The sequence below is a fragment of the Comamonas trifloxystrobinivorans genome, from assembly GCF_043359985.1.
In the GTDB taxonomy this organism is placed as follows: domain Bacteria; phylum Pseudomonadota; class Gammaproteobacteria; order Burkholderiales; family Burkholderiaceae_C; genus Comamonas; species Comamonas trifloxystrobinivorans.
In genome coordinates, this window is record NZ_JBHZGV010000009.1 from 81352 (window position 1) to 106902 (window position 25551).

At 61.7% G+C, this 25551-nt stretch carries 22 protein-coding genes; 14 read left to right on the forward strand and 8 right to left on the reverse strand.

Annotated features, from left to right (window positions below; translation table 11 throughout):
* Window positions 1-45: 45 nt before the first annotated feature.
* The 3 genes from ACFIQF_RS12185 to ACFIQF_RS12195 form a co-directional block, all read right to left on the reverse strand.
* Window positions 46-3327, reverse strand: a complete 3282-nt coding sequence (locus tag ACFIQF_RS12185; protein WP_393943143.1) for an acetyl-CoA carboxylase family protein — start codon at window positions 3325-3327, stop codon at window positions 46-48.
* A 64-nt stretch (window positions 3328-3391) separates the two neighbouring features.
* Window positions 3392-4822 carry an NAD-dependent succinate-semialdehyde dehydrogenase gene (locus ACFIQF_RS12190; RefSeq protein ID WP_393943145.1) on the reverse strand — a complete coding sequence of 477 codons (1431 nt, stop codon included), beginning with the start codon at window positions 4820-4822 and terminating at the stop codon, window positions 3392-3394.
* Window positions 4823-4851: 29 nt separating this feature from the next.
* Window positions 4852-5910, reverse strand: coding sequence for an alcohol dehydrogenase (locus ACFIQF_RS12195; protein WP_393943147.1), 1059 nt, complete (start codon window positions 5908-5910; stop codon window positions 4852-4854).
* Window positions 5911-6153: 243 nt separating this feature from the next.
* Between ACFIQF_RS12195 and ACFIQF_RS12200 the strand changes: the two genes are divergently transcribed.
* Complete coding sequence (locus ACFIQF_RS12200) at window positions 6154-6840, forward strand: TetR/AcrR family transcriptional regulator (protein ID WP_393943149.1); 687 nt, start codon at window positions 6154-6156, stop codon at window positions 6838-6840.
* Between the two features lie 109 nt (window positions 6841-6949).
* Here the strand turns inward: ACFIQF_RS12200 and ACFIQF_RS12205 are convergent, their stop codons facing one another.
* Entirely contained in the window at window positions 6950-7612 is a 663-nt protein-coding gene (locus ACFIQF_RS12205) for a GntR family transcriptional regulator (RefSeq protein WP_393943151.1), read from the reverse strand.
* A gap of 376 nt (window positions 7613-7988) precedes the next feature.
* On the opposite strand from ACFIQF_RS12205, the gene ACFIQF_RS12210 reads away from it, so the two are divergent.
* From ACFIQF_RS12210 to ACFIQF_RS12250, 9 genes are all read left to right on the forward strand, one after another.
* Window positions 7989-8939 (forward strand): fumarylacetoacetate hydrolase family protein, encoded by a 951-nt coding sequence (locus ACFIQF_RS12210; RefSeq protein WP_393943152.1) that lies wholly within the window; start codon window positions 7989-7991, stop codon window positions 8937-8939.
* A gap of 94 nt (window positions 8940-9033) precedes the next feature.
* A complete protein-coding gene (locus tag ACFIQF_RS12215) occupies window positions 9034-10053 on the forward strand; it encodes an ABC transporter substrate-binding protein (protein ID WP_393943154.1) in 1020 nt (339 codons plus the stop codon).
* A gap of 17 nt (window positions 10054-10070) precedes the next feature.
* Window positions 10071-10601 (forward strand): VOC family protein, encoded by a 531-nt coding sequence (locus tag ACFIQF_RS12220; RefSeq protein WP_393943156.1) that lies wholly within the window; start codon window positions 10071-10073, stop codon window positions 10599-10601.
* Window positions 10602-10688: 87 nt separating this feature from the next.
* Window positions 10689-11456 carry an ABC transporter permease gene (locus tag ACFIQF_RS12225; RefSeq protein WP_393943158.1) on the forward strand — a complete coding sequence of 256 codons (768 nt, stop codon included), beginning with the start codon at window positions 10689-10691 and terminating at the stop codon, window positions 11454-11456.
* Between the two features lie 87 nt (window positions 11457-11543).
* On the forward strand, window positions 11544-11945 hold the full coding sequence (locus ACFIQF_RS12230) for a VOC family protein (RefSeq protein WP_393943160.1): 402 nt from the start codon (window positions 11544-11546) through the stop codon (window positions 11943-11945).
* An 11-nt stretch (window positions 11946-11956) separates the two neighbouring features.
* A complete protein-coding gene (locus tag ACFIQF_RS12235; protein WP_393943162.1) occupies window positions 11957-12745 on the forward strand; it encodes an ABC transporter ATP-binding protein in 789 nt (262 codons plus the stop codon).
* A 26-nt stretch (window positions 12746-12771) separates the two neighbouring features.
* Window positions 12772-13665: a 4-hydroxy-tetrahydrodipicolinate synthase gene (gene dapA / locus ACFIQF_RS12240; RefSeq protein ID WP_393943163.1), complete on the forward strand. Its 894-nt coding sequence runs from the start codon at window positions 12772-12774 to the stop codon at window positions 13663-13665.
* An 11-nt stretch (window positions 13666-13676) separates the two neighbouring features.
* A complete protein-coding gene (locus tag ACFIQF_RS12245) occupies window positions 13677-14267 on the forward strand; it encodes a malonic semialdehyde reductase (protein ID WP_393943165.1) in 591 nt (196 codons plus the stop codon).
* A 212-nt stretch (window positions 14268-14479) separates the two neighbouring features.
* Window positions 14480-15529 (forward strand): porin, encoded by a 1050-nt coding sequence (locus ACFIQF_RS12250; protein ID WP_393943166.1) that lies wholly within the window; start codon window positions 14480-14482, stop codon window positions 15527-15529.
* A 170-nt stretch (window positions 15530-15699) separates the two neighbouring features.
* Here ACFIQF_RS12250 and ACFIQF_RS12255 read toward each other — a convergent pair whose 3' ends face one another.
* The gene (locus ACFIQF_RS12255; RefSeq protein ID WP_393943168.1) at window positions 15700-17253 is read right to left on the reverse strand and encodes an AMP-binding protein; all 1554 of its coding nucleotides are present in this window, start codon (window positions 17251-17253) and stop codon (window positions 15700-15702) included.
* Window positions 17254-17473: 220 nt separating this feature from the next.
* On the opposite strand from ACFIQF_RS12255, the gene ACFIQF_RS12260 reads away from it, so the two are divergent.
* Entirely contained in the window at window positions 17474-18460 is a 987-nt protein-coding gene (locus tag ACFIQF_RS12260) for a Bug family tripartite tricarboxylate transporter substrate binding protein (RefSeq protein ID WP_393943170.1), read from the forward strand.
* A gap of 9 nt (window positions 18461-18469) precedes the next feature.
* Here ACFIQF_RS12260 and ACFIQF_RS12265 read toward each other — a convergent pair whose 3' ends face one another.
* Window positions 18470-19372, reverse strand: coding sequence for a LysR family transcriptional regulator (locus ACFIQF_RS12265; protein WP_393943172.1), 903 nt, complete (start codon window positions 19370-19372; stop codon window positions 18470-18472).
* Between the two features lie 26 nt (window positions 19373-19398).
* Between ACFIQF_RS12265 and ACFIQF_RS12270 the strand changes: the two genes are divergently transcribed.
* Window positions 19399-20604 (forward strand): acyl-CoA dehydrogenase family protein, encoded by a 1206-nt coding sequence (locus ACFIQF_RS12270; RefSeq protein WP_393943174.1) that lies wholly within the window; start codon window positions 19399-19401, stop codon window positions 20602-20604.
* A gap of 78 nt (window positions 20605-20682) precedes the next feature.
* On the opposite strand, the gene ACFIQF_RS12275 is transcribed toward ACFIQF_RS12270, so the two are convergent.
* The gene (locus tag ACFIQF_RS12275) at window positions 20683-21009 is read right to left on the reverse strand and encodes a carboxymuconolactone decarboxylase family protein (protein WP_393943176.1); all 327 of its coding nucleotides are present in this window, start codon (window positions 21007-21009) and stop codon (window positions 20683-20685) included.
* A gap of 100 nt (window positions 21010-21109) precedes the next feature.
* Here ACFIQF_RS12275 and ACFIQF_RS12280 point away from each other — a divergent pair, with 100 nt between their 5' ends.
* Complete coding sequence (locus ACFIQF_RS12280; RefSeq protein ID WP_393943177.1) at window positions 21110-22105, forward strand: helix-turn-helix domain-containing protein; 996 nt, start codon at window positions 21110-21112, stop codon at window positions 22103-22105.
* Between the two features lie 62 nt (window positions 22106-22167).
* On the opposite strand, the gene ACFIQF_RS12285 is transcribed toward ACFIQF_RS12280, so the two are convergent.
* Window positions 22168-23721 (reverse strand): fumarate hydratase, encoded by a 1554-nt coding sequence (locus ACFIQF_RS12285; protein WP_393943178.1) that lies wholly within the window; start codon window positions 23719-23721, stop codon window positions 22168-22170.
* Between the two features lie 415 nt (window positions 23722-24136).
* On the opposite strand from ACFIQF_RS12285, the gene fumC reads away from it, so the two are divergent.
* Entirely contained in the window at window positions 24137-25528 is a 1392-nt protein-coding gene (fumC, locus tag ACFIQF_RS12290; RefSeq protein ID WP_393943180.1) for a class II fumarate hydratase, read from the forward strand.
* Window positions 25529-25551: the final 23 nt, after the last annotated feature.

Sequence of the window (25551 nt, forward strand, 5' to 3'; positions counted from 1 at the left end):
CTCCTTGGTTCTGGTTCGCTTTTTGTCAGTGCAGGTCTTGGCTCGCTACCACGGCGATACGCCAGAGGCCGGCCGCCCGGTGGCCGCCTGCGGCAGGCTGGCCAGCATGCTGATCAGCCATTGCCGCGTGTGCGCCGGGTCGATCACGTCGTCGATCTCGTTGTAGCTGGCCACGTTCAAGGCCTTGCCCTGGGCATAGATTTCATCGGTCTTGGCTTTGAAGAAGGCTTCTTTCTCGGCCGGGTCTTGCAGCGCTTCCAGCTCGCGCCGGTAGGCCAGGCGCACCGAGCCGTCAATGCCCATTGGCCCGAGCTCGCCGGTGGGCCAGGCCACGGTGGCAATCGGCTCGAACAGGTTGCCGCCCAGCATGGCTTGCGCGCCCAGCCCGTAGGCCTTGCGCAAGACCACGGCCAGCACCGGCACCTTGATGTGGCTGGCGGTGACGAAGATGCGCGCAAAGTGCCGCACGGCAGCGGTCTTTTCGCTCTCCGGCCCCACCATGAAGCCGGGCGTGTCGCACAGCGAGACCACGGGCAGGCCGTAGTTGTCGCACAGCTCCAGAAAGCGCGAAATTTTGTCGGCGCTGTTGGAGTCGAGCGCGCCGCCCAGGTGGCTGCCGTCGTTGGCGATAACGCCCACCGGTTGGCCTTCGAGCCGCGCAAAGCCGGTGACCACGCTGCGGCCGAATTTCTCGCGCAGCTCCAGAAAGCTGTCGCTGTCGAACAGGGTGCGCAGCAGCTGGCGAATGTCGTAACCTTTGACGCGGTTCTCCGGCACCATGGCGCGCAGTTGGCGCTGGTCTTGCGCCGGGCCGGGCGGCAGTGCGCCTTGCACAAAGGCCAGGTAGGTTTTGGCGAGTTCGATGGCGTGGCTTTCGTCGCGGGCCAGCAGGTCGATGACGCCGTTCCGGGTTTGCACGCTCACCGGTCCCACTTCTTCGGGCGTGACCACGCCCAGGCCACCGCCTTCGATCATGGCCGGGCCGGCCATGCCAATGCTGGCATCCTGGGTGGCGATGATGACATCGCAGCAGCCCAGCAAGGCGGCATTGCCGGCAAAGCAGCGGCCCGAGACAATGCCGACCGTGGGCACCTTGCCCGAGAGCCGCGCCATGTGCGTGAAGGTGCTGAATTCCAGGCCAGAGACGCCTACATAGTCGGTATCGCCCGGGCGGCCGCCACCGCCTTCGGCAAACAGGATGAAGGGCACGCTCAGGCGTTCGCTGGTGTGGACGATGCGGTCCATCTTGCGGTGCGCCATGAAGCCCTGGGTGCCGGCGAACACGGTGTAGTCGTAAGCCATCACGGCGCAGCGCGCTTGCTCGGAGCCAAACTGCTGGCCGTTGACCATGCCCAGGCCGGTCAAGGTGCCATCGGCCGGGCTCAGGCGGATCAGCTCTTCTTCGCTGCGGCGGCTGCGTTGCATGGCCAAGGTGAGGCCGCCGTATTCGACAAAGCTGCCGGCGTCGAGCAATTGCTCCAGGTTCTCGCGGGCGGTGTTTTTGCCGAGGCGCTTGCGCTTGGCTACGGCTTCGGGGCGGGCGGCATCGAGCAAGCCGTTCTGCCTTTGCAGCACGCCGGCCAAATCGGCACGGATATGGTCCAGATCGGCCAGCTGTTGCTCGGCTGCCAAAGCGTCGGCCGATGCGTCGGGCAGCACCCAGCCCAGCAAGCTGCCGGCTGCCACCACTTCGCCGGTCAGCGCCGTGCGGCCCACAAAGCGGCCGCCGTGCTCCAGGCTGACGCTGTGCTCCAGCTTCATGGCTTCCAGCACGGCTACGGCGGCGCCGTTGGGCTGTATCGTTTGCGCGTCGCTTTCCAAGAAAATAAGGTGGCCGCGCATGGGCGCACGCACGGCATGGGCGCCGTTGGGAATGTCGGGTTCGGCGCTGGCAGCGCTTGGGTTTTGGCTGCTGCTGTGGTTGGCTTCTTGCTGGCTGCGTTCTGCGGCCAAGGCGGTAGCTTTTGCATGCAGCGCTGCCGCGTTGCGTTCGACATAGGTGGTGTCGATGTCGCCGTGCAAGACCCGCGAGTCTTGCAGCAAAGCGCGCAGGTAGTCGAGGTTGGTCTCCACGCCTTGGATGCGAAAGGCCGCCAGAGCGCGGTCCGCCTTGGCGCACAAGGCAGCAAAGCTGGCAGGGCCGCTCACCACCACTTTGGCGAGCAGCGAGTCGAAGTTGCCCGTGGTTTCGTAGCCGGTGTAGCCAAAGGTGTCGACCCGCACGCCCGGGCCGGTAGGCGGCTCAAAACGCGTCAGCGTGCCACCGGCCGGGAAGGCCTGCGCATCGGGCTGCATGCTTTCCATGTTGACGCGTGCCTGCAGCGCAAACTGCGTTGGCAGCGGCCGGGCCTGGTCCAGCCCCAGCGCTTGCAGGCTGGCGCCATCGGCCAGTGCAAATTGCAGTGCTACCAGATCCAAACCGGTGATGGCTTCGGTAATGGTGTGTTCCACCTGCAACCGAGGATTGCATTCGATAAAGATGTATTTGCCGCTGTGGCCGTCCAGCAAAAACTCTACCGTGCCCAGGCCACGGTAGTGCAGGGCGGCGGCGAGGCGGCAGGCGTCTGCCGTCATGCGCTCGCGCAGCTCGGCGCTGAGGAAGGGGCTGGGCGCAATCTCCAGCAGTTTCTGGTGGCGGCGCTGCAGCGTGCAATCGCGCTCGAACAGGTGCTGCACAGCGCCGCTGCCGTCGCCCACAATCTGCACTTCGATATGGCGGGCACCGCTGATGAACTGCTCTACATACACGTCGCCTCTGCCAAAAGCAGTCAAGGCTTCGGAGCTGCAGCGCTCAAACGCTGCGGCCAGCTCGCTGGGCTGCATGACAGCCCGCATGCCGCGCCCGCCGCCGCCCGCCACCGCTTTGAGCATGACCGGGCCGCCCACGCGCTGCATGAACGCTGCCGCCTCTTGCAAGCTGGTGGCGCTTTGTGTGCCCTGTGCCACGGGCACTTGCTCGCGCAGCGCCAAGGCTTTGGCCTGGCCCTTGTCGCCAAAGGTTTCCAACACCTGCGCCGATGGCCCGATGAAGTGTATGCCGGCTGCGCTGCAAGCGTTGGCAAAGGCTGCGTTCTCGCTCAAAAAGCCGTAGCCGGGGTGGATGGCATCGCATTCTTCCTGGCGTGCAATCTCCAGCAGATGCGCCATGTCTAGGTAGGCCTTGGCGCCTTCGGCACCGAGCGCGCGGGCGCTGTCGGCCACTTGCCGGTGCTGGGACGCGGCATCGTCGCTGGAATAGATCGCAACGGTCTGGATGCCGAGGTCGGCGGCCGTGCGCGCTATGCGTACCGCAATTTCTCCCCGGTTGGCGATCAACACCTTGTGCATGAATTTCCTTTGGCTTGGGCGGGACTCGGTGGTGCCCGGCTGGCTGGCCAGCCGGGCCCAGCACTCAGATCGTCTGGCTGACGAACTTGGTGCTCAGGTAGAACTCCAGCGCATCGGCACCGCCTTCGCTGGCATAGCCCGAATCTTTGACGCCGCCGAACGGCTGCTCCGGGTAACCCATGGCGATGGAGTTGATGCCGACGAGGCCGCTTTCGATCTCGTTCTTGAGCTTTTCGCCGCGTTGCGCCGAGCCGGTAAACACATACGCTGCCAGGCCCCAGGGCAGGCGGTTGGCTTCTTCAATGGCTTGCTCGTCGCTCTCGAAGCGGGCAAATGCGGCAATCGGGCCGAAGGGCTCTTCGTTGAAGATGCGCGCCGTGCGCGGCACATCTGCCAGCACGGTGGCAGGGTAGAAGTAGCCCTTGCCTTGTGGTGCCACGCCGCCGGTCACAATGCGCGCACCTTGGGCGACGGCATCGTCCACCAGGGCTTGCATGGCGGCCACGCGGCGCGGGTTGGCCAGCGGCCCCATGCGGGTGGTTTTTTCGAGGCCGTTGCCCAGTGTGTAGCTCTCGGCAATGCGCTGGAAAGCGCTGATTGCTTCGTCATACAGAGGCGCTTGCACGAGAAAGCGCGATGGCGAGATGCAGGCCTGGCCCGCGTTCCAGAACTTTTGCACGCCCAGCAGCTTGAGCGTGCGCGCCAGATCGGCATCGTCGCAAATGATGGCGGGCGCGTGGCCGCCCAGCTCCATGGAGACGCGCTTCATCTCGGCACCGGCTTGCGCGCTCAGCAGCTTGCCAACAGCGGTGGAGCCGGTGAACGAGATTTTGCGGATGGTGGGCGAGGCAATCAGGTGCTGCGAAATCTCTGCCGGCACGCCATAGACCAGATTGAGTACACCGGGCGGCAGGCCGGCCTCGACCAGCACTTCGACAAAACGGGCCAAGGCGACCGGCGTTTCTTCCGAGCCTTTGACGAGGATGGAGCAGCCCGCTGCCAGCGCGGCCGCAATCTTGCGCACGGCCTGGTTGATGGGAAAGTTCCACGGCGTGAAGGCCGCCACCGGGCCTACCGGCTCGTACTGCACGTACTGGCGCAAATCAGGCGAGCGCGGCGGGATCATGCCGCCGTAGACGCGGCGCGCTTCTTCGGCAAACCATTCCAGCACTTCGCTGGCGCCGGAGAGCTCGATGCGCGCCTCCACCAGGCGCTTGCCTTGCTCGTGCACCAGCATTTGCGCAATCTCTTCGGCCCGCTCGCGCACCAAAGCGGCAGCCTTGCGCAAGTAGGCAGAGCGCTCCATGACCGAGGTTTTGCGCCAGGTGGCAAAGCCGTTTTTGGAAGAGGCCAGGGCCTCGTCCAGATCAGCCACACCGGCTTTGGCTACGCGGCCGATCACGCTTTCGTCGGCCGGGTTGACGATGTCGAGCCAGGCGCCGCCTTGGGCGTCGCGCCAGGTGCCGTCGATCAGCAGTTGGACTTGGTAGTTCATCGCAGAATCCTTTCGCTTTCAGTGCTGCATCAGTGCTGCAAAATGGCGCGGCCCGTGACCTTGCCGGCCCGCAGTTCGTCGAGCACGTTCTGCACTTCGCTCAGCTTGCGTGAGCTGAGTGGCAGCGCGGGCAGCACGCCTTTTTGCGCCAGGGCCACCAGCTCTCGCAGCTCGGCCAGCGAGCCGACGTAGGAGCCGCCAATGGAGATGGAGCGCATGGGAATCAAAGGCAGTTGAAGCGTGGCGCTGCCGCCGAAGAGGCCGACGATGATGATCTTGCCGCCCTTGCCGACCACCGCGTTGGCGAACTCAAAAGTGCGGGTGGAGCCCACAAAATCGAGCACGGCGGCAATGCCTTCGGTGCTGGAGCGCGCCAGGGTTTTGGCGGCGTCGGGCTCGCTCGGGTCGACTACGCGGCTGGCGCCTGCGTCCAGCGCGGCCTGGCGTTTGGCCGGGTCGATGTCCACCACAATCGGGCCCAGGCCATGCAAGGCTTTGGCCAGCGCCACGGCCGCCAAGCCCACGCCACCTGCGCCGATGATGACGACAGGTGCTTGCTCGGTGGCTTTGGGCACTTTCTTCAGCGCGGAATAAGCGGTCAGCCCCGAGCAGGCCAAGGTGGCGGCAAAGGCGGCATCGATACCGCTGTGGTCGACCAGGTATTTGGGGTGCGGCACCCGCACATGGGTGCTGAAGCCGCCGTCGCGCGTGGTGCCCAGGCTTTCGGGGCGGGCGCACAAGTGTTCGTCGCCACGGGCGCAGAGCGCACACTGGCCGCAGCCAATCCAGGGAAAGACGATGGCTGAGCGGCCTAGCTCGCCCGCTGCATCTGGGCCTTGGGCGACCACGGTGCCCACGATTTCGTGGCCCAGCGTGCGCGGAGGTTTGAGCACTTTTTCCAGGCCGAAGTGTTTGCCATCGCCCAGGTCGAAAAAGCCTTCGGCCATGTGCAGATCGCTGTGGCAAACGCCGCAGGCGCTGATGCGCACCACCACCTCGGCGCCCTGTGGCGGCTCGATGGCGCGGCGCGCCAATTGCAAGGGTTTGCCAAAGTCCACCACCTGGTAGCTCAACTGTTCGTCCAACATGTGCTCTCCTGCAAAAGGGGTTGCGGTGCCGCCGGCCGTGCAGGCGCAGAACCTGGCTGCCCGGCATCAGAAAGGCAAAGATACTGGCCAGTATCTTTCGGTACTATTGGGGAATGTACGCATGCTGTCGCATGGCTGAAAAGCGCTGCGCTATCACGTATGCTGGCGGCAGTGCGCGCAGATGCCGGGCCTGCCACGGCGCGCAAAATGGGCCGGCATCCGCCTTCAAGGAGAGATTCAGCAGTGCAGCTTCCACCGACCGATACCAGCAACGCCGATGCCAAACTTCAGCTCCAGGAATACAAGGACGCTTTGATCATCAATGCCGCCGCCGAGGCGTTTTACCAACGCGGTTTCAGCAATGCGACGCTGGACGAGATTGCGGCATCGATTGGCGTGACCAAGCCCTTCATCTACAAACGCTTCAAATCCAAGCACGAGCTGCTCGAGCGCTTGTTCGACAAGGTGTTCGCCGGCTTGTACGAGGCCGTGAGCCAGTGCGAACAAATCGAAGACGAAGACCCGGTGCGGCGCTTTGAGTTTTTCATCGACATCTACACGCGCAAGAAGGTGGAGCTGAGCACTTTCTCGGCCATTCTTTTGCAAGAGGAAAAGAGCCTGAGCGCGGAAAAGATCGCCGACATTCGCCGCCAGTACCACAGCTTTGATGCGCTGGTGACGCGGCTGATCAGCAAGGGCATGGAGGCCGGCGTGTTTGACGTGCACAACGCCAAGATCAGCGCCTTTGCCATCAGCGGCCTGATCCAGTGGACACACCGCTGGTACCAGCCCAAAGGCAAGCTGTCGATCGACGAGCTTTGCGCGGAGATGACGCACATGGCCTTGCGCCTGGTGGGCTGGAACGGCCGCTATGTGAGTGCAGCGGCTCAGGGGGATGCGGAGCAGCGCAAAGGTGCTGGCGCTGCGTAGGGCTTGCTGCGCTTGCTTGTCGATTGTTGCTTCGGGTCAGGCAATTCGGCCAGTGACCGTGGCATTGGCTCTTGCTAAAGCACTTGCCACGCCGCCCATCTGACGGGGCTCATGCCTGCTTGTCCCGCAGGTGTTGCAAGGCATTCATGGTGGAGTTGGCGGCGTGCTCGCTCATGGCGCTGGCTGCGGCGGCCCCGTCGCGCGCCAGGATGGCTTCCACGATCTTGCTGTGCTCATCGTTGGAGTTGGCCAAGCGGTTTTCGGCGACGAAGAAAACCCGCGAGCGGAATGGTGCCAAGCGCTGGCGCAGCGTCTTGGCCATCTCTTCGAGCGTGCGATTGTGCGCGCCCGCATAAATGCTGGAGTGGAACTCTTCATTGAAATGCGCGTAGGCCTTGGCATCCCCCTGGTTCTTGGCCTCCATGGCTTGCAGGTGCAAATATTCAATGTGCTTTTGCTCCGAGAGCGCCGCACGCAGTGCGCAGAGCTTGGCGCAGAGCGCTTCTATCTCGCCAGCCGCCTCGAACAGGCCACTGAGTGCTGCAGAGTCCACAGCAGATACAGAGAAGCCGCGACGCGGCTGGTATTCCACCAGCTTGGTGGAGGCCAGGTGTTGCAGGGCATCGCGCACGGGGCTGCGCGAAACATTGAACCGGGTCGCAATGGACTGCTCATCCAGACGTTCGCCGGGCTGGAATTTGTGCATGACGATTTCTTCGGCCAATTGTTCGGAGATGGTCTGGGACAGCGTCTTGCCTGCTGGGCTGGTCATGGTGTTACCTGCGACGAAAAGAGAGGGTGCACTCAATGTGCGCAAAAAAACATTTTTGCATGCATTTTATGGTGACAGTGGCTTGGCTGTGCAGGAAGCCGACCGAAGCGAGTCAATTTTTCTGGGGCTGAGGGGCTGTTGCTCTCGATAGTTCTATAAAAACATTTGATATCAACGCATTGTGCTGTTGCAGGATGGCCCACTTCGACGCCAGAGCAGCGTTGGATCACGGGGCAACGGACGGCCAATCCGGGCTTTCTAGATCAGTGTTTTCCCTTCATTGGACTCTTTTTTAATAAATTGAGTGCAATTTTTAAAAAAAGCATTCACAATCCGCTCGACACATTCATTTGCATATCAATCCAGGAGACAAGACATGGCATGGATCGCATTGGCTACTTACGCAGGCCCCCAAGGCAATACGACCGCACTGGTGGTGGAGCAGCAGCTGTATGACTTGCAGCAATTGCAGCAAGCGGGTTTGGGCGCAGTTCCGGCCGCTTACCTGAGTGGCGGGGTCGAGGCCATCGTCAAAGACGGCAAGCAGGGCCAGGCTTGGTTGGAAGGGGTTTCGGCCCAGGCACATGCGCTGGTAGCTGCTGGCAAGGTGCAGCCCGTGGCGAGCGGGCTGGAGCGCTTGCAGTCACCGTATGTGCCGCAACGCATGTTCTGCGCGGCATCGAACTACGCCAAGCACGCCAACGAGATGGGGACGGTGCTGGCTGCCAAAGCGGAGAGCAAGCCATACATGTTCCTGAAGCTGTCGAACACCGTGTTGGCGCCAGGCGGTACCGTGCAGATGCCGCCAGAGACGGAAAAGCTGGATTGGGAAGTGGAGCTGGCCGCCGTCATCGGCAAGCGCTGCCGCCGCGTCAGTGTGGAAGATGCGCTCGATTCGGTGGCCTTCTACACCATCCTCAATGATGTGACCGCGCGTGATCTGAACCTGCGCAGCGACTACCCGTTCAAGCACGACTGGTTCCAGGGCAAGTGCCACGACACCTTTGCTCCTTTTGGGCCTTGGCTGGTGCCTGCTGCGCAGATTCCAGATCCGCAGGCGGTGCACATGCGCCTGGATGTCAATGGCCAAACCATGCAGGAAGACAGCGCGGCCACCATGATCTGGTCGGTGCGTGAGCAGATCGCCTACCTCTCGACCATTGTCACGCTGGAGCCCGGTGATGTGATCGCTACCGGCACGCCCACGGGCGTGGGCATGGGGCGCGGCATTTTCCTCAAGGATGGCGACAGCATGGTGGCCTCCATTGGCGGCATTGGCGAGTTGCGCAACCAGGTGCGTGCTGAATCGATGGCGCAAGCTGCCTGATCACTGGGCTTGCAGCCCAAGCCCGCAATAGCCGGGCATGGCCAGAAAGAGGTGCAGCCGCGAGCTGCGCCCATTCCAAGAGCAAGGAGACAACATGCGATTTCAATGGAGGCACACCGCCAAAGCGGCGGCCAAGGTGACCAAGGCCATGGGTTTGTACGCCCTGGTCATGAGCGCGCAATGCGCCATGGCGGTAGAAAAGCTGAGCTACAACATGGCCTGGTTGCCCCAAGGCAGCTCGGTAGGCGTCATCGTGGCGCAGCAGCTTGGCTACTTTAAAGAGCTGGATCTGGAGGTCAGCATCGTCCGTGGTTACGGTGGCAATCGCACTGCGAACGAGGTCGACCAAGGCCAGTTTGATATCGGCTATATCGACCCGGTCAGTGTCATGCTCAACCGCGCTAATGGCGGCAAGGTGCGGCTGATCGGTGCCATCAATACGCGCTGGCCAGCAGGGATCTGCTTTGACACCAAGCGCCATTCGCCCAAGACCCCGGCGGACATGAAAGGCTTGTTGCTGGGTGGCGGCTCCGGCTCGGTGGTGCACAACATCTTGCCCGTCTGGATGGAACGCAATGGCTTGCCCAAGAACAATGTCCGCCTGATGCGCATGGACCCGGCGGTCGTCGATGCGTCGCTGATCGAAGGCAAGATTGACTTGGCAGAGTGCTGGCGCGCCAGCAACCGCGTGGTGACGCAAAAGCAGGCCGATGATGCCGGCGTCAAACTGGGCTGGATCGAGTACAGCGACTTTGGCCTGGACGCCTACGGCAGCGGTTTTGCGGTGAGCGACGACACTATCAGCAAGCGTCCGGCTGCATTGAGCAAGTTCCTCAAGGCGTCTTACCGCGGCTACGACTATGCCATGGCCAACCCGGACAAGGCTGCGGACCTGATCGTCAAAGCTTTCCCGACAACCGACCGCACGGTGGCGCTCAACCAGATCAAGGACATCAACGACTTGATCGTGGACACCCAGGTGCGTGACAAAGGGCTGGGCTACCTGCGCGAAGACCGCATGGCCAAGACGGTGCAGTTCATCGACAGCGCCTTCGATCTCAAAGGCAAGATCAAACCGCAGGACGTCTATAGCGACGCACTGCTCAAGCCCTGAGCGAAGGAGTGCGAAGCATGGCTCGACGACCACAACCACAACGGATTGGGCATCTGGTGCTCAACGTCCGCGACCTGAGCGCTTCGGTGCGCTTTTATACCGAGATAGTAGGGCTGACCGTGTCCGACTATATCGCTGACCAGATGGCGTTTCTGCGCTGTTCCAACGACCACCACGACCTCGGCCTGGCGCAGATTCCAGCGGACAGCCCCTTGTTGACGGACACCTACCAACCGCCGCGTCCTGGGCTTGAACACTTTGCCTACAAGCTCGGATCACTGGCCGAGATTGAGGAGGCTGCCGAATTTCTGCAAGAGCACGGTGTCGAGATCGTGCGCGGTATCGGCAAGCATGGTCCGGGAGAAAACCTGTTCCTGGTGTTCAAGGACCCCGATGGCAATTACTGCGAGTTCTATGCCGACATGGTGCAGGTGACGGAGCAGGCGCCGTACCAGGCCCGTGTCTGGGAGAACGATCTCAAAGCTTTTGACCAGTGGGAGTTTGAGAAGTTCGTGGTGCCGCCGCCCAAATGGGGCCCGGCGCAGTGAGCTTTCAGCTCAAGCAAAAACACCTGGGGCCAGCGTGCAAGACACCATAAAAGCAGGGCGCTGCAACCCCATTCTTGGAGACAAACAATGCATGCAAACGTATCTGCTGTCCGCGCGTGGCGGCAATGGGTCGATCCTCTGGTTCTCGTCGTGGTGCTCGCGGTGCTGTGGCAGCAATCGGTCAACTGGTTTTCCATCAAGCCATATCTGCTGCCGCCTTTGAGCCAGGTGATCGAGAGCATGTGGAGCAACCGGGCCACCTTGCTCAGCGAATCCTGGGTCACCATCAAAGAAGTGCTGGGCGGCTTTGCGCTCGCCGTGGTCGGCGGCGTGCTGCTGGGTCTGGTGATCTACGCGGTGCCTCTGGTACGGCGCACCTTGTACCCGCTGGTAGTCATTTTTCAAGGGCTGCCGAAGATCGCGCTGGCTCCGCTGATGGTCATCTGGTTTGGTTACGGCGATACCTCCAAGGTGCTGATGGCTTTCTTGTTCGCCTTCTTTCCGGTGACGGTAGCGACCTTGGGTGGCCTCGCCGGTACGCCAGCGCATCTGATCGAGCACTTCAAAGCCATCGGCGCCTCGCCCGCAATGACCTTTAAAAAACTGTTGGTGCCCGCAGCCCTGCCTTCCATCATGGACGGATGCCGCGCCGCCATGCCGCTGGCCGTGATCGGCGCCATCGTGGGCGAGTTCGTTGGCTCGGAACATGGCCTGGGCCATGTGATTTTGGAAGCCAATGCCAATGCCCGCACGGACTATCTCTTTGCAGCGCTGTTCGTTATTTCCATCATGGCCGGGGCACTTTATGCCTTGGTGGAACTGGCGGCCAAGCGCGTGTGGTGGCGCGGCCTGTGAGCCAGGCACCAGCTTTGCAAGCTGCCATTTCTCGCTTCGCATTTTCTATTTTTCATTGATTTTCATTACTTATCAGGAGACATCACCATGGCCAAACTTCGTCACATCGCGCTTGCTGTACCCGATCCTCAGGCGGCTGCCGAGTTCTACAGCAAGGTGTTCGACATGACCATCATCGAGCCCACCCATTCCCCGATTGCCGATGGCGTTTATCTGTCCGACGGTACGGTCTGCCTGGCACTGCTGAACTACAAAACCGACGAGGCGGCGGGGCTGGAGCGTGGTAAGGACTGGGTAGGCACGCACCACTTCGGCTTCTGGTGCGATGACCTGGAAGAACAGCGCAAGCGCATCGAAGCGCACGGCGGCACCTTCTTCATGGACCTCCCGCACGACAAGAAAAGCCTGTATTACGAGATGAAGTTCCGTGACCAGCACGGCGTGGTCTTCGACATCTCCGAAGGCGGCTGGGTAGGGGCGAAAAAGTGAAACCGGCCGTCATGGGTGCACTCCATCCAGCGGCGGCGCCCGCAGACGCGGTTGCGATTGAAGCCCGCCAGGTCAGCAAGAGCTTTGGCGCCGGTGTGCTGGCGCTCGACCAGGTGGACTTTCAAATAGCGCGTGGCGAGTTCGTGTCCATCCTCGGCCCGAGCGGCTGCGGAAAAAGCACCTTGCTGCGCGTGATCGCCGGGCTCTACCCGTCGGACGCGGGCGGGCATCTGCAAATCCTCGGGCGCAGCAGCGCGGGTGTCAGCGACGATGTGGGCGTGGTCTTCCAAACCCACAACATGCTGCCTTGGGAAACGGTTGAGCAGAACATGCGTTTGGCGGCTGAAGTACGGCGCATGCCCAGCCGAGAGATCGACGAGCGCATCAACCACCTGCTGCCGATTTTGAAGCTGGAGAAATTCCGCAAAAGCTACCCGCACCAGCTCTCTGGGGGGATGCGTCAGCGGGCTGCGTTAGGCCAGATTCTGATCACCCGGCCCAAGGTGCTCTTGCTCGACGAGCCTTTCGGCGCACTCGATGCCTTGACCCGGGACCAGCTCAACGTGGAGTTGCTGCGCATCTGGCAGGAAATGCGCCAGACCGTGGTGCTGATCACGCACAGCATTGCCGAGGCGGTGCTGTTGTCGGACCGGGTGCTGGTGATGTCGGAGCGGCCGGGAAAGATCATTGAAGAAATAAGCATCGATCTGCCGCGTCCGCGTGACCCGCGACTGACCAAGGAGCAAGCCCGCTTTGGCCAATATGTGGTGCAACTGGGCCAGCTGATGGGCGTGGAATAAACAGGCTCTGTGAAAAGAGAACCAGAATGAATCTAGACAAATTTCACGGCGTGGTGCCGGCCATGGCCACGCCCTTCACCGCCGATTTCGCGTTGGATGAAGGCCGGGTGCGTTCGCTCATCGAAGAGTACATTGCCGCCGGTGTGCACGGCATCTCGGTAGCTGGCAGTCAAGGTGAATTCTTCGCCTTGTCGTACCAGGAGCATATTCGCCTGCTCGAAATCTCCATGGATGCCATCAACGGCCGCGTGCCGCTGTATGCCGGTACCGGCGGTGCTACAACGCGGCAGGCGGTGGAGCTGACGCGGGCGGCAGATGCCATGGGTTGTGACCTGGCGCTGGTCATTACGCCTTACTTTGTGCAACCCACGCAAAGCGAGCTGATCGAGCACTTCTGTGAAGTGGCGCGAGCCAGCCGTGCACCGGTGATGCTGTACAACAACCCGCCACGTACTTCGGTCAATGTGACGGCAGCCACCCTGGCTGAATGCATGCAGCGTGCGCCGAACATCGTAGGCATGAAGGACTCGAGTGGTGATCTGACCCAGTCCATCGAATACCAATTGCTGGCGCCGAGACCTGCATTGCTTTTCTCCGGCCGGGACACGATTGCGTTGGCCATGATGCGCCATGGCGCACAAGGCACTATTTCGCCCGCCGCCAACGTCTTCCCTGAGCTGATGGTTCGCATGTACGAGGCTTTGCGAGCCGATCAGCAGGAAGAGGCGCTGCGTATTTCCAACATCTTCGCACCGCTGCGTGCTGCCTGGGCTTGGGGATCTTTCCCGGTGGTCATCAAGGAGGCAATGCACTTGGTGGGACGCAGTGCTGGGCCCACACGGGCGCCGATCGCAGCCCTGCCTGAGCCGGTGCGGCAGAAGCTGGCGGGCGTGGTAGAGCGCATTGCTGCGCAAGCCTGAGGGCCAGAACCATGCTGGATCAACAAGCGCTTGATACGCTGTTTCGCCAGGCCCGCTCGCACAACGGCTGGCTCGATCGTCCGGTCACAGACGAGCAGCTGCGAGCCATCTATGAACTGTGTCGCTGGGGCCCCAGCTCGGGCAACAGCTGCCCCATGCGGCTGATTTTCGTGCGGACCGGCGAAGCGCGTGAGCGCCTGTTGCCCTGGCTGGCGCAGGGAAATATTGACAAGGTGCGGCAAGCGCCAGTCACTGCCATTTTGGGCTACGACCAGCAGTTCTACCGCGCTCTGCCACGCTTGTTTGCGCACAACCCGGAGTTCGGCAAACGGTTTGAAGACCCGCAAAACGCCGAGCACACGCAGGAGACGGCATTTCGCAATGCCAGTCTGCAGGCGGCTTATCTGATGCTGGCAGCCCGTGGGCTTGGCCTGGACTGCGGCCCACTGTCCGGCTTTGATGCGGCCGGCGTGGATGCCACTTTCTGGGCAGGCACAACGGTGCGGACCAATTTTCTGTGCTGCCTGGGCTATGGCGACAGCAGCAAGCTGTTTGCCCGGCTGCCGAGGTTGGAATTCGACGAGGTCTGCCAGCTGCAGTGATGCCCAGCGCGTTGGCGTGATGGCTGTTTGGCCATCACCGGCGCATCTCTTTTTCAAGCGATTTGTTTGTGCAGCGCATGGTGTTGCCACAAGCAAGGGGTTGTCACGTCCGCAGTTTGGCTGGTTTGTGGTCGCGCTATCGAAGGCGGCCGGTTTTCAGTGGGCTGTTCATTCGCTTTCATCCAACGGTTGTTTTTCAGGAGTTTGATGACATGAAGAAATTTCTCGCACTCAGCATCGCGGTTTCTGCTACTGGCGCCGCATTTGCACAGTCTTCAGTGACCTTGTTCGGCATTGTGGACGCGGGGTTGACCTATTCCAAGGCCAGCGGCAGCGATGCCATCTACGGCATGAGCAATAGCGGCAACCTCACCAGCCGCATCGGTTTTCGGGGCATGGAAGACCTGGGCGGCGGGCTCAAGGCCGGCTTCTGGCTGGAAGGGGGCTTCAACAATGACAGTGGGGCCGGGTTGGCCGGCGGCGCCTTCGATTTCAAACGCCGCTCCACCTTGAGCCTGATCGGTGGCTTTGGTGAGCTGCGTGCGGGTCGTGCGTTCACCCGTGCCTATGAGGACCTGAGCCGCTACGATGTGTTTGGTCAGGTAGGCATCGGCCAGAACCAGACTTGGTACAACGCGCCGGTGGCCGTGGTGCGTGCCTCCAACATGCTTACCTACATCTCGCCCAGCCTCTCCGGGTTCAAGGCTTCGCTGGATTACGGTTTTGGCGAAGTGGCCGGCAAGGCATCGCAAAACCGCTATGTGGGCGGCTCGCTGGCCTATGACAGCGGGCCTTTGAGTGCCACAGTGGCAGCGGAGCAGTGGTCTGATGCGGCTTATGCATCTGGAGCGCAGACGGTCGTACTCGATAACACGCGCGCTTATGGCGTGGGTCTTGCCTACAACTGGGGCAGCTTCAAGCTCTCCGGCCTGCTGCGCCAACAGCGCAACAAGGCAGAAGACGGCAGCTCGGTCAAGTTCAACACAGCCCATTTGGGCGCTACGGTGCCCATGGGGACGGGCGAGGCGCGCGTTGGCTATAACTACTACGACAACAACAGCGCCGATGGCAAGGCCCACCAGTTGTCGCTTGGCTATGTGCACCACCTCTCTAAGCGCACCGCCGTCTACGGTACCTATGCTTTCATGAAGAACCAGAAGCAAGAGCGCTTCATGCTGACAGCAGCCGGTATCAGCTTGACGGCTCCGGCAGCAGGCAAGAACCAGAACGCTTTGACGGTTGGTATCCGCCACAGCTTCTAAGCACTGGCTGCAGGCCAGAGACAACGCATGGCGTGCGCATGCCTGGCGCACAGAATCCAAGGGATTGAGGCCTTTCGCGGGGCCTCTTTTTTATGTGTGCTTTTGCGGATGAAGGCTCCCCCCTCTACGAGCCTGCCGCCAGGCATCGCGGCTGCCTGGCGTGCACTGCGTCAACCCACCATGCGTTCGCGACCAGCCCAATAGCGCTCGCGGACCAGCTTGCGCGAGAGCTTGCCATTGGGGTTGCGTGGCAGCTCGGTGACGAACTCGACCGAGCGCGGCTTTTTGAAATCGGCCAGGGCGTTCTTGCAATGGCTGATGAGATCGGTGTCGCTGGCGTTTTGGCCCGGACGCAGCACGATGACGGCTTTGACGGATTCGCCCCAGGTGTCATCGGGCACGCCCACCACGCAAGCCTCGTAGACGGCCGGGTGCTGGTAGAGCGCTTGCTCCACTTCGGTGGGGTAGATGTTGAAGCCGCCGGAGATGATCATGTCCTTGCTGCGGTCCACGATATAGACATAGCCTTCTTCGTCGACTTTGGCGAGATCGCCGGTCTTGAGCCAGCCTTGCTCGTTGAAGGCTTGCGCGGTCAGCTCGGGCTCGCCCCAGTAGCCGGCAAAAACATCAGGGCCGCGCACCAGGATTTCACCGGTGGCATCGCCGCTGACGGGATGGCCATCTGCATCGGCCACCATGAGCTGTGACTCGCCGATCGGGCGACCGCAGCTGGCCAGGCGCGTGGGAATCTCGGCCAGTGCACGGGCGTGGGATGCGGTGTCAAACAGAATCAGACCTCCTGTGGTCTCGCCGCCGCCGTAGCCTTGCGACAGTACGGGGCCGAGCGTTTCCCAGGCTTCGCGGATGCGGGCTGGCGCCATGGGCGCGCCGCCGTAGGCGATTTGTTTCAGGCTGCTGATATCGTATTTGTGCACATCCGGGTGCGTGGTGAGGCGGTTGAGCATGGTGGGAACCATGAAGGTGTAACTCACGCGCCAGCGCTCTATGGCCGACAGCAGCAGGTCCGGGTCAAAGCGGTCCTGGATCAGCAAACTGCCGCCTTGGTAGAGAAAGGGCTGCATGAACATGCCGCTGGCATGGGTCAGCGGGCCACTCAGGCCGAGCACGTCGCCAGGGCCGACACGCATGCGGTGCATGCCGACTTTGCGCAGGTGCGACATGCGATTGCCGACGGTCTGCATGGCGGCTTTGAGCTTGCCCGTGGAGCCCGAAGTGTAGTGCAAAACGGCCAGGTCATGGGCTTGCATTTCTACGTCGGGGCTGGTGTCGCTGGCTTTTTCCAGCAGTGCTTCATAGTCGAGCCAACCCGCAACGCCCGCGCCGCAGCTGACGTACTGGCGCACCTCAATGCGGTCCATCACCGACTGAACCAGTTCGGTGTGAGAGTCGCCCACGATGAAGACCTGCGGGCCTCCGTTGTCGACCACGTCAATGACTTCGTTGGCCGACAGGCGTGCGTTCAAGGGCATTTTGACCAAGCCGGCCTTGTACAGCGCAATCTCGATTTCGACAATCTGAGGTCGATTCGACATTTGAAAGGCCACGCGGTCGCCTTTTCTCAATCCCAGGCCGAGCAGTGCATTGGCCAGTCGGCTTGAGCGGCGATCCAATTGCTCAAAAGTCATGCGCTGGTCGTTGAAAATGATGGCCGTTTGCTGGGGAAAGTAACGAGCATTTCGGGTGATGAATCGGCCCTGGTTCATGGCGGTCTCCTGAGTCTGTTGGGGTGAGTGATGTCCGCCAGTCAGCGGATGGCGGCAATCCTAGGAGGGGCCCGGCAAACCGCCGATAAGCGAATGCGGCATTCCGATGCCGCAGCGTTATCGCCGCCCTTCATTCCGCACGGTTATCGCTGTGAGCCATTGCGCTATCGCCGCAGGCCATGCTGAAGGCGACACTGGCCACACGACTACAGGAGACAACATGCAAGAGAAAGAATTTCCGCCTTGCGTCGCCATGCCGCGACGCCGTGAACTGCTGCAATGGCTGGCAGCGGGTGCGGCCACGGGCTTGCCGGTTTGGAGCGAGGCCGCTGCTGGCCCGGTGACTTTGGTAGTACCGTTTTCTGCCGGCGGGCAGTTTGACACCATCGGCCGCGCGGTAGCGCTGGCCATGGGGGCAGCCATGGGAAAAACGGTCATCGTGGAGAACATTGGCGGCGCTGGCGGAACCATTGCAGCCAGCAAGGTGGTGCGAGCCAAGCCCGATGGCCAGACGCTGCTGTTGTATGGCGGCAATCTGGCTACGGCGGGCGACATGTATAAATCGCTCGACTACGATCCGCTCAATGATTTGCAGCCGGTATCGCGGCTGAGCATTGCGCCACACGTGATCATGGCTTCGCCCCGCAGCGGTATCACGACTTTCGCGCAACTGCAGACCAAGCTCAAGAACGGGGCCAAGCTCTCATACGGATCGCCTGGCATGGGTACTTCCATGCACCTGACTTTCGAGCTGATCAAGCAGCAGTTGGGGCTGGACGTTCTGCATGTGCCCTACAAGGGCGGCGCCAATGTGATGACGGATTTGATCGCCGGCAATATCGATCTGGGCATCATCGCCATCGGCCCGGCGCTGAATTTCATTCAGAATAAAAAGGTGGTTCCCTTGGGCGTTACAAGCAAGGAACGTTCCAAGGTCGTGCCTGGTATTGCGGCCTTGTCAGAGTTGGGTGTAACGGGCCTGGATACGGGCAGTTGGGCGGGTTTGTCGGTGCCCAAAGCCACGCCGGAAGCGGTGGTGGGGCAGCTCAACCAGGCTGCGCTGCAGGCGCTGCAAAGCGCCTCGGTCAAGCAGTTGTTTGCAGAGCAGGGCTTTATCGCAACGCCCAGCACGCCTGCGCAGATGAAGGATTACGCCGTGCAGGAGGCCAAGGCTTTCGGACCGGTGATCCGCAACCTGCAGATCTGAGCCTTGGGCTCACGAGAGCAAATGCTGCGCGTGAGCACTGAGGACTTCGATGTAACGCTGCACCAGCGGTGAGAGGTAAGCACCGCGACGCGAGACCACGCCAATGCGGCGCGGCCAGAAAGCATCGCTCAGCTCCAGCGCCACCAAACCACGCCCGGCACTGGAGCGCAGAGATTGGCGACTCATCAGGCCGAGCAGATCGGTGCGCCGCAGCACCGAAGGTGCCAAGGTCATGGAAGTGTCTGTTTGGAAAACGACATCGGGTGCGGGCAGGCCGCCTTCGGCAAAGCGGGCTTCGATTTTGCGCCGTGCCAGCACCTGTGAGCCAGGCAGCGCCCATTGCTGGGTAGCCAGGTCGCTGAGCTGGAGCTGGCGCTGGAGCAGCAAAGGGTGGTGTTCGCGCAGAACCACACACAAATCGTCGTCAAACAGCACGCGGTATTGCAAATCGTCGGGTTCGATGTCGTCGAGCGCATTCACGCTGATGTCGAGTTCGCCTATCCGCAAGGAGTTGAGCAAAGTGTCATTCAAACTGATCGTGACCCGCGCCTTGGCACCGGGGCGCTGTGCCAGCAACTGCACAAAGGCTTCGCCTACCAGGCTGTCTGCAAAAGGCGGAGAGACGCCGACGCGAATGGTGCCGATGGCACCCAGATGCAGGTCTTCCGCTTCTTGCACCGCTTCGTCTAGCCCTATGCACACATGCTTGGCGCGCTCAAAAAAGACGCCGCCCACGCTGGTCAAGGCCATGCCGCGCGAGCTGCGTTCAAACAGCTGCAGCCCGAGGCTGGCTTCCAGGCGTTGCACACCCTTGGTCAGCGCCGGTTGGGTCACACCCAGTCGTTGCGCCGCCCGTCCGACATGGCCGTGCTCGGCGACCGCCACAAAGTAGCGCAGGTCATCAATTCTCATTCCCAACCCCGAACTATTTCATCCCTATGATTGCCTCTGACACCCTTGCCGACAGCACCGAAACCGTGGCCCGCGCCGAGCCATTTGAAGCCTTGCGCGCACGATTGCGCGAGTATCTCAAATCTGAACTGCTGCCTGGCGAAAAACGCATGGGTCTGGGTTACGAAGACCAGTTTGAGCGCAGCACCATTCGCGCGCTTTGGCGGCGTTGTCGCGAATTGGGTTTTTATGGTGCGCAACTGCCGCGCGAGCTGGGCGGCCAGGGCTTGAGCATTGAGCAGCACTGTTTGCTCAAGGACGATGTGGCAGCCTCCGGAGCCATTCTTTTCCCGCATGTGCTGGGAGACTGGGGCGGGCCTTCTCGGATCGGATCACTCGTCAAGTATCTGACCCCTGAGCAGCGGGCCAACTACCTGGACCCTGTGGTCCGGGGAGAAAAGGGCATCTGCTTTGCGATGACCGAGGTGCATTCGGGCTCGGATGCCGCCAGCATCCAGACGCAAGCAGTGCGCGATGGTGATCACTTTGTGGTCAATGGGCGCAAGCATTTCATCACGGCTTCGACGTTTGCCGATGCGGCCATCTTGATGTGTGTGACCGACCCGGCGGCAGGGGCCAAAGGTATTTCGGCGCTGTTGGTGGATCTGCATGCTCCCGGCGTACGGCTCGATTACGACTGCGTGCCGATGAGTGGGCAGTTTGTGGACGCGGATATCATTTTCGACAACCTGCGCGTGCCGGCAGGCAATGTTATCGGTCAGGAAGGCCAGGGCTTCCAGATCGCGATGAACCGTATCAACACCAACCGCTTATTGCATTGCCCGACAATGCTCGGGTTGGCGCGGCAGGCGTATGAGCTGTCGCTGGCGTATGCGCAGCAGCGCAAACAGTTTGGTGGTTCGATCAGCCGCTTTCAGGCTATTCAACACATGCTGGCTGACATGGCCACCAGTCTTTACGCTTGCGAACACATGATTCTGGCCACTGCTCGCAAGGCCGACCAGGGTTTGGATATTCGCACCGAAGCGTCGATGTGCAAGCTCTTCGTCTCGGAGCGCTGCTTTGAAATTGCTGACAAAGCGGTCCAGATCCATGGCAATGTAGGCGTGACGCACAACCACCCGGTGGAGTTCATCTTCCGGCGCTTGCGCATGTACCGTATTGTGACCGGTACCAGCGAAATCCAGCGCAACACCATTGCCAAAGGCATCTTGCCGACTGCACAGGCTTGATAGCACGGCTTGGCGGTCAGCAAGAAACCCGCAAGCGGCCATCTGCAGCTTGCGGGTCTTGGTTATTGATGACGCGCTTTACTCCAACGCATCCAGCGCCCGAGCCGAATAGACCATGGCGGCGCCGGCATTTAGCGCAACAGCTACGCCCAATGCTTCGGCGATTTCTTCTTTGCTGGCGCCTGCGGCTTTGGCGGCTTTGGTGTGCACGGCGATGCAGCCGTCGCAGCGCGTGGTAACGCCCACGGCAATGGCGATCAGCTCGCGGGTTTTGGCGTCGAGGTGGCCGGTTTTGTTGCCGGCGCTGGCCAGGGCTTTGTAGCCTTCCATGGTGCCGGGGCTCAGTTGTGAGAATTCGCCCAGGCGGCCTGCGAGTTCTTTGCGGTATTCGTTCCAATCCAGCATGTTTGCTCCTTGTGGGGTGAACCAGTTGAGGCCTCCATTGTTGAGCGACTAGTTGTGTTGATCAATAGGTATTCGGTGCAAGTTTTTTAGAATTCGTCTCATGGATGCCTTGAGCCATTTGATTCAGCTGGCGCGCATGCGCGTGCAACTCGACGTGCGCTGCCAGCTCTCGGGCGGCTTTGTGCTGCCGCATGCGCAGCAGCAGGCCAGCGCCGATGCGCCTGCTGCTGCTGTGTTTCACCTAGTGTTGGCGGGGCAGTGCCGCATGCGGGTGGCTGGCCGCAGTTTGCGTTTGCGTGCCGGTGATTTGGTGCTGTTGCCGCAGGGCAGCGCCCACCGGCTAACGCAGGCGGGGAAGGCCGCTGTGTTGAGCCCTTTGCAATTGGCGCAAGGGGCGGCGTTGCCGATCAAGACGAACAGTGCTGCAGGCGCGCAGAGTGCTGCAGATGTGGAGCTGCTTTGCGGCCGCTTTCAGTGCGCGCGCGGTGCTGGCCAGTTGTTGGCGGCGTGGTTGCCGACGGTTTTGCAGGTGTCGTTATTGCCTGCACAGGCAGGAGCGAATGGCGTCGGTGAGACAGGTGCTGCGGCGCTGTTGCAAGGTCTGGTCGCTGGCTTGCGAACCGAGTCTGCAGGCGCATCTTTGCCCGGTGCTTCTGCGGTGCTCGACGGGTTGGGCCAGGCATTGCTGGGCTTGGCTTTGCGCGCTTACGCAGAGCAAAGCCAGATGGATGTCGGCTTGCTGGCGCTGTTGGCCGATGAGCGCTTGGCACCGGCGGTGCAAGCAGTGTTGGCGCAGCCCGGCGAGCGCTGGACGCTGGAGACACTTGCTGCCTCAGCGGCCATGTCTCGCGCTACCTTTGCGCGCCACTTCCAGGCCAAGGCCGGTTTTGCTGTTGCGCCTTGGCTGCTGCGGGTGCGCTGCATGCACGCTTGTGCTTTGTTGGCGCAAACGGACCAGAGCATCGCCTCAATTGCCGAAGCCGTGGGTTATGGCTCGGAAGCTGCCTTTGCCACCGCTTTCAAGCGCGAGATGGGTGAGACGCCAGGGCGCTGGCGCCGGGGGCAGGGCGAAGCGGGTGGTGCCAATCAACGCTGAATCGGGCACAAAAAAACCGCCCGAAGGCGGTTTTGCGTGCGCAAGCTTGCAGCGTCAGCGCATCAGGCGCCGGCGACGGCGATGCCCTTGAACTCGCCCGAGGCGATGCGCTTGCTCCACTCGGCGGGGCCGGTGATGTGGGCGCTGGTGCCGCCGGCGTCGACGGCCACGGTCACGGGCATGTCGACCACGTCGAACTCGTAGATGGCTTCCATGCCCAGGTCTTCAAAGCCCACGACCTTGGCGGATTTGATAGCCTTGGAGACCAGGTAGGCGGCGCCGCCCACGGCCATGAGGTAAGCGCTCTTGTGCTTTTTGATGGATTCGATGGCGACCGGGCCGCGCTCGGCCTTGCCGATCATGGCGATCAGGCCAGTCTGCTCCAGCATCATGTCGGTGAACTTGTCCATGCGGGTGGCGGTCGTGGGGCCGGCTGGGCCTACGGCTTCGTCGCGCACCGGGTCCACGGGGCCCACGTAGTAGATCACGCGGTTGGTGAAGTCGACGGGCAGCTTTTCGCCCTTGGCCAGCATGTCCTGGATGCGTTTGTGCGCAGCGTCGCGGCCGGTCAGCATTTTGCCGTTCAGCAAGATGGTGTCGCCGGGCTTCCAGCTGGCCACTTCTTCCTTGGTGAGCTTGTTCAGGTCAACGCGCTTGGACTTGTTGTAATCAGGTTCCCAGTCGATCTTGGGCCACAGGTCGAGCGAAGGCGCATCCAGGTACACGGGGCCGGAGCCATCCATCACAAAGTGGGCGTGGCGCGTGGCGGCGCAGTTGGGGATCATGGCCACGGGCTTGGAGGCCGCGTGCGTGGGGTACATCTTGATCTTGATGTCCAGCACGGTGGCGAGGCCACCCAGGCCTTGCGCGCCAATGCCCAGGGCGTTGACCTTTTCGTACAGCTCCAGGCGCAGCTCTTCGACCTGGTCGAGCTTGGCACCGCTGGCGGCCTTGGCCTGCAGCTCGTACATGTCCAGGTCTTCCATCAGGCTTTCCTTGGCCAGCAGCACCGCCTTTTCAGCCGTGCCGCCAATGCCGATGCCCAGCATACCGGGCGGGCACCAGCCGGCGCCCATGGTGGGCACAGTCTTGAGCACCCAGTCCACCAGCGAGTCGCTGGGGTTCATCATGATCATCTTGGACTTGTTTTCCGAGCCGCCGCCCTTGGCTGCCACGGTCACGTCCAGCTTGTCGCCGGGCACGATCTGCACGTTGATGACGGCAGGCGTGTTGTCCTTGGTGTTCTTGCGGGCGAAGTGCGGATCGGCCACGACCGAGGCGCGCAGCGTGTTGTCCGGGTGGTTGTAGCCACGGCGCACGCCTTCGTTGACGGCGTCTTCCAGGCCCATGGTGAAGCCTTCCCATTGGACGTCCATGCCCACTTTGAGGAACACGTTGACGATGCCGGTGTCCTGGCAGATGGGGCGGTGGCCGGTGGCGGCCATCTTGGAGTTGGTCAGGATCTGCGCCATCGCATCCTTGGCCGCAGGGCTTTGCTCGCGCTCATACGCGCGGGCCAGATGCTGGATGTAGTCAGCGGGGTGGTAGTAGCTGATGTACTGGAGGGCACCTGCGATCGAGTCGATCAGGTCCTGCTGGCGGATGGAGGTGGTCATCGTGGCTTGTCTTCTGGGTTAGAGAATGCGCACGGCTTAGGGGGCCGTTTACGCAGGGATAACCCGCTGATTATCGGCGCTTCCCCCGCGCCCGGCGCAGAAAGCCCGATAAGTCTTCTAGAAGACTCAGGTTGTTGGGGCTTGCTTCAGAGGCGTGGCTCAGGCGCGGGCCGCAATGGGCATGGAGCCGCATAGGAAAGCACAATCGCCCCACTAGCCCCGCTGCCTCAAGGGATGTGCACGCCAGATGAGAACGGCTTGCATTGGCTGGGCTACGATGGGGTGTGGCGCTGCCAGGCCCACACTCAGTGGCCGGCAGTGGCGCGATTTTGTGAATCCTGCGGCGCCTCAGCCAGACTGAAGCCAGCCCAGCGTGCCGCGTTGTAATTGTTGAGAAAACAGGAGTTATCCAGCCATGACAGCTACCCGCCAGGAAAAAGACACTTTCGGCCCCATTGAGGTGCCCGCCAACCAGCTGTGGGGTGCGCAAACCCAGCGCTCACTGCAGAACTTCGACATCAGCGGCGAACAGCAGCCGCGCGAGATCATCCACGCGCTGGCGCAGGTGAAAAAGGCCTCTGCCACCGTCAACCACAAGCTCGGCCTGCTCGATGAGAAAAAGTCCCAAGCCATCAATACCGCGGCAGATGAGGTAATTGCCGGCAAACACCCGGACGAGTTTCCGCTGGTGGTGTGGCAGACCGGCTCAGGCACGCAAACCAATATGAACGTCAACGAGGTGCTGGCCAACCGAGCCAGCGAGCTGCTGGGCGGCGAGCGCGGCGAAGCGCGCCTGGTGCACCCGAATGACGATGTGAACAAGAGCCAGTCGAGCAACGATGTTTACCCCACAGCCATGCATGTGGCGGCGGTCACCGCCATTGAGCAAAAGCTGTTGCCCGCCATTGCACAACTGCACCGCACGCTCAAGGCCAAGAGCGTGGCCTTTGCCGATATCGTCAAGATCGGCCGCACGCACTTGCAAGACGCCACGCCGCTGACGCTGGGGCAGGAGATTTCGGGCTGGGTGGCGCAGCTGGAACATGGCGAGAAGCACATCAAGGCCGCGCTGCCGCATTTGTATGAGCTGGCGCTGGGCGGCACTGCCGTGGGCACGGGCCTGAACGCGCCCAAAGGTTATGCCGAAGGCGTGGCTGCCGAGATTGCGGCCATCACCGGTTTCCCGTTTGTCACTTCACCCAACAAGTTTGAATCTTTGGCCAGTTGCGACGGCCTGGTGCATGCACACGGCGCGCTCAAAACCCTGGCCGCCAGTTTGATGAAGATCGCCAACGATGTGCGCTGGCTCGCCAGCGGCCCGCGCAGCGGCCTGGGCGAGCTGTCCATCCCGGAGAACGAACCGGGCTCGTCCATCATGCCGGGCAAGGTCAACCCCACGCAGTGCGAGGCGATGACGATGCTGTGCGCCCAGGTGTTTGGCAACGATGTGGCGATCAACTTCGGCGGCGCATCAGGCAATTTCGAGCTGAATGTTTTCCGCCCGCTGGTGGCGCACAACTTTTTGCAAAGCGTGCGTCTGCTGGCCGATGGCATGCTGAGTTTTGACACGCACTGCGCCGTGGGCATCGAGCCCAATAAGGATCGCATTGCCGAGCTGGTCAGCCGTTCGCTGATGCTGGTGACCGCGCTCAATACGCACATCGGTTACGACAAGGCGGCCTATATCGCCAAGAAGGCGCACAAGGAAGGCACGAGCCTGCGCGAAGCGGCCATTGCCAGCGGCCATGTGACGGCCGAGCAGTTCGACCAGTGGGTGGTGGCCAAAGACATGGTGGGCAATCTGTAAAAGCACTGGCCCAGTAGCGGAAA